The sequence below is a fragment of the Pigmentiphaga sp. genome (genome assembly GCF_019689535.1).
Taxonomy (GTDB): Bacteria; Pseudomonadota; Gammaproteobacteria; order Burkholderiales; family Burkholderiaceae_B; genus Pigmentiphaga.
The window spans coordinates 1-4,276 of record NZ_JADGHH010000245.1 but is presented as its reverse complement, the minus strand read 5'-3'; the positions used below and the strand labels follow the sequence as shown (position 1 = coordinate 4,276).

The 4,276-nt window shown below is 65.9% G+C and carries 5 protein-coding genes; 2 read left to right on the top strand and 3 right to left on the bottom strand.

Annotated features, from left to right (window positions below):
- On the top strand, positions 1-151 hold a 151-nt coding region (locus IRZ12_RS15945), incomplete at its 5' end, for an ACT domain-containing protein (RefSeq protein WP_296470519.1).
- Positions 152-200: 49 nt separating this feature from the next.
- Here the strand turns inward: IRZ12_RS15945 and greB are convergent.
- Genes greB through IRZ12_RS15930 form a run of 3 tightly spaced genes read right to left on the bottom strand, consistent with a single transcriptional unit; the run spans position 201 to position 2,426 of the window.
- Positions 201-764, bottom strand: coding sequence for a transcription elongation factor GreB (greB, locus tag IRZ12_RS15940; RefSeq protein WP_296470514.1), 564 nt, complete (start codon positions 762-764; stop codon positions 201-203).
- 4 nt (positions 765-768) lie between these two features.
- Positions 769-1,611, bottom strand: a complete 843-nt coding sequence (locus tag IRZ12_RS15935) for a 3',5'-nucleoside bisphosphate phosphatase (protein WP_296470511.1) — start codon at positions 1,609-1,611, stop codon at positions 769-771.
- A 2-nt stretch (positions 1,612-1,613) separates the two neighbouring features.
- Entirely contained in the window at positions 1,614-2,426 is an 813-nt protein-coding gene (locus IRZ12_RS15930) for an alpha/beta fold hydrolase (RefSeq protein WP_296470507.1), read from the bottom strand.
- A 288-nt stretch (positions 2,427-2,714) separates the two neighbouring features.
- On the opposite strand from IRZ12_RS15930, the gene IRZ12_RS15925 reads away from it, so the two are divergent.
- Positions 2,715-4,276, top strand: a 1,562-nt coding sequence (locus tag IRZ12_RS15925; protein WP_296470504.1) for an acyl-CoA synthetase, incomplete at its 3' end; no start/stop codon positions are given.

Below are 4,276 nucleotides of genomic sequence, written 5' to 3'. Positions count from 1 at the left end.
CATCACGCACGTATCCATGCAGGACGAAGCCTCGTCCACCGTGGCCGTGCATTTCACGATCCAGGTCGAAAGCCGCCAGCACCTGGCCCGGGTCATCCGCTACCTGCGGCGCGTTCCCCACGTCCAACGCATCATCCGGGTCAAGGGTTGACCCCCGCGGCCGCGGAGCCGGCCTTGTGGCCCCGGCCCGGCCTTCGACGCTATTGGGGCGCGGGGTCGGGGTATTTCACCTCTAGGATCTCGAGCTCTTCCACCCCTGACGGCGTGCGCAGCACGACCGTGTCCCCTTCCCGCGCCTTGAGCAGCGCCCGCGCCACGGGCGATATCCAGCTGATCCTGCCTTTCAGGGGCTCGGCCTCGTCCACGCCGACGATGGTCACGACGTGCTCTTCGCCAGCGCTGTCCAGATAGGTGACGGTGGCGCCAAAAAAGACTTGGTCGCGGTTGGGTTGCTTGGAGGCGTCGACCACCTCGGCGATGTCCAGTCGCCGGGTAAGGAAGCGCATGCGGCGATCGATCTCCCGCAGCCGTTTCTTGCCGTAGAGGTAATCGCCATTTTCCGAGCGGTCGCCATTCGAGGCGGCCCAGGAAACCACCTGCACCACCGCCGGCCGCTCCACCGTCATCAGGTGCACCAGTTCGCCGCGCAGGCGTGCATACCCTTCGGGCGTCATGTAGTTCTTGACCCCGCTGGGCAAGGCGAGATGCTCGGGCAGTTCGTCGTCTTCCTGCCCCTCGGATTCTTTGACAAAAGCCTTGTTCATGACACTAAAACCAGTCGCGCCAGATCGGCGTCAAATGTGCGGGCAGCGGCGGCAGGACTCCGAGGTCGATGCGGCTCTCCGACGGGCCGTGGAAATCCGAGCCTCGCGAAGCGAGAAAACCATATCGGCGAGCCACCTCCGCGTACTCCCGGTACTGCTCCGGGGTATGGCTGCCGGTGACCACCTCGATGCCGCAGCCCCCCAGGCCCAGGAACTCTTCGTATAACGCCTGGAACTGCAATGGCGTGTAGTGGTACCTGCCGGGATGCGCGATGACTGCCACGCCACCGGCCCCGCGTATCCAGTTGATCGCATCGGGCAAAGCGGCCCAGCGCATGGGCACGTAGCCAGGCTTGCCCTCCACCAGATAGTTCTGGAAAACCTCCGGGACGTCGCGGCAGACCCCCTGCTCGACGAGAAAGCGCGCGAAGTGGGTACGGCTGATGAGTTCAGGATTTCCCACGTGCCGCAAAGCCCCCTCGAATGCACCCGGGATCCCGACGGCGGCCAGTTGCTCGGCCATTTCGCGTCCCCGCCGCTCCCTGCCCGAACGGGTATGGCGCAGGCCTTCGGCGAGGGCGGCATCGTCGGGATCGATCTGCAGGCCCACGATGTGAACGGTTTCTCCGGCCCAGGTGACCGATATTTCCACGCCCGGCACGAACTGCAAGCCCAGTTCGCGCGCCGCCTCGGCCGCCTCCGACAGGCCGCCGATTTCGTCATGGTCGGTAAGCGCGAGCACGTCGACGCCATTGCGATGGGCGCGTGCGACCAGTTCCCCGGGCGCGAGCATCCCGTCCGAGACTTGCGAGTGGCAATGCAGGTCGACGTTCAAGGCGTTCTCCATGCTCACATTGTAGGACGGGTGCAGCGTGGCAATAGCAACGGCCCTAGGAAATCTGCGACCAATTGCGCCACCTCTGCCGGCCGCTCTTGGTGAAGCATGTGGCCGGCGTCATCCACCACCACCCGTTGCAATGACGCAACGCATTGGAGGCGTTGCTCATAGCCGGGCTGGGCGAGCATTTTTGCCCGCACGCTGCTCCCGGCGGCCTCCACCCACAGTACCGGCGCGGCAATTTGCCGCCAGCAAGCGAGCACCTCCTCGAGGCGATAGGCGACACGATTGACGACCTTGTGTGCGGGATCCGCCCGCAGCTTCCAGCGGCCGCCGGCGGCCCGGCCATTCTCCTCGGCCAGGAAAGCCGCCTTGTCGGGGTCGAGCCGGCTGTTGTCGCGCAGGAGGCGCTGCGCATACGCTTGGACGTCAGGGTAATCCCACAACGTAGGCGGATCCGCGATCTCGTCCAGCCACTGCCGCAGCCGGGCAGGCACCGCTTCGGGAGGCACCGCGGGCAAGCCCAGGCCTTCGAGGTTGACCACGGCGGCGACCCGGTCGCGGCGCACGCCTGCATAGAGCATGGCCATGTTGCCGCCCATGCTGTGGCCTAGCAGGGCGATGGGTGCGGAAGGCGAAAGATGGCGGCAGAAAGCGTCGAGATCGCCCAGGTATTCCCCCACCTCGTAGGAGTCCGTGCCCGCCCACTCCGTGCGGCCGAATCCGCGCCAGTCCGGCGCAACGATGTGAAATCGGCCTGCCAGGAAATCAGCCAAGAATTGAAACGTCGCGGAGGAATCCATCCAGCCATGGAGTGCCAGCACGAGCGGCGCCCCCGGATCGCCCCAGTGGCGAAAATAGTGACGTAAACCCCTAATTTCCAGGTAGGCGGACCGAGGCGGGACGAGCGGCTTATACATCGAAATTCAACCCAAATAGACGGCAATTGCGCTGAAATGCGCGCGGCCGCTCCCTCCCCCGGGCCGTTTCGCCCGGCAGCGACCGCACCAAAGTTATTGCGGTTACCGGTCAGGTCAGTAATGATTGCTATATCACGCAGACACCCCGTCCGCCGATCTGGCCGGACCAGCTCCTAAAACCAGCGGAGGGTTATGGAAGACCAGTACCAGGCACTCTACACCACGTTTCGATGGTGGGTTCCGCAACGACTGAACATCGCAGACGTCTGCTGCCGGCGCTGGACCGTTAGCAGCGCGGATGCCAGGCGTATCGCCATCTACGCGGAAGATGCCGAGGGCAGGCGCGAAATCTGGACATACGGCCGCCTGCAAGAATATGCCAATCGACTCTCCAACGGTTTGCGCCGCATGGGCGTGCAGCGAGGCGACCGCGTCGCCATCGTCCTGCCCCAGCGTCCCGAGGCGGTGGTCGCCTACATCGCCGTCTTCCAGCTTGGCGCGATCTCGGTACCGTTGTCCGTCGCCCTGACTGCCCAGACGTACGAGCAACGCCTGCGCGACAGCGAAGCCCGCATTGCCATCGTCGACGGCACGGCTGCGCCGGCGCTCCTTCCGGCCACGGAACACTGCCCCCTGCTGCGCCAAACCGTCGGCATCGACCTGGAAGACGAGCGGGTCCTTTCTTGGCGTACGCTGCTCGCACGCCAGGAAAGCGCCTTCGAGATGCATCCCACGTCGTCGTCCGACCCGGCGCTGCTGCTCTACACTGCCGGAGCAGGCAGCTTGCCGAAGGGAGTGGTGCTGCCCCATGCGACCCTGATCGGGAATTTGCCCGGCTTTGTCGCGTCCCAAAACTGGTTCCCCCAACCGGGGGACGTCATGTGGACGGCGTCGGAATGGGGAAGCCCCCACGGCCTGTTCGCAGCCGTGCTGCCCAGCCTATATTTCGGCCAGCCGCTGGTGGCCGTGCGCCCGCCGCCCGATCCGCACGCGACGTTCTGCCTGCTGGAGCGCTACCGGGTCACCAATCTCGCCCTGACCACGCGCGACCTGCGCCGCCTCCTCAAGGCGGAGCAGCGGCCCGCGGAACGCTACCGCCTGGCGCTGCGCGCGGTCACGGCCACCGACACCGCGCTGGGCCGGGCCCTGTTCGAACGCTGCAAGCAGGCGCTAGGCATCGAGCCGAACGAAATCTACAGCCAAGTCGAGATCGGGACGGTGATCGGCCAGAGCTGCGAAAAATGGCCCGTGCGGCCCGGCAGCATGGGACGCCCCTACCCCGGACACCAAATCGCGATCGTGGATGCACTCGGCCGACCGGTTTCGGCCGGCGAGCACGGTGAAATCGTCGTCAATCGCTATGACATCCACGGCCACCCGGATCCGTCCTTCTTCTCCGGTTACTGGCGCGGCGAAGAAACAGGGCGGCCTGTCAGCGGCACGTGGCACCGCACGGGCGACCTCGCGCGCATGGACGAAGACGGCTACCTCTGGTACGTGGGGCGCTTGGACGAAATGTTCCAAATCGGCAATCGCCTCGTGGCCCCCGGGCCGATCGAAGACTGCTTGAACCGACACCCCGCAGTCGCCGACTCGGTAGCGGTTCCCATGCCCGACGGCGCAGGCATCAAGGCCTACGTGGTTGTCCTGCCCGCCCCTCCTGCTGCCGAGGCCGCGCCGGACGAAGCGCAACCCCCCGCCCCAGCGCAAGGCGAGGAGGCATCCGGCGAACCCGCAACTGCGCCAACCGAGGC

Bases quoted from the DNA above. Each gene is read 5' to 3' on its own strand.
- IRZ12_RS15935 (WP_296470511.1), bottom strand. From the start codon at position 1,611: ATGGAGAACGCCTTGAACGTCGACCTGCATTGCCACTCGCAAGTCTCG.
- greB (WP_296470514.1), bottom strand. From the start codon at position 764: ATGAACAAGGCTTTTGTCAAAGAATCCGAGGGGCAGGAAGACGACGAA.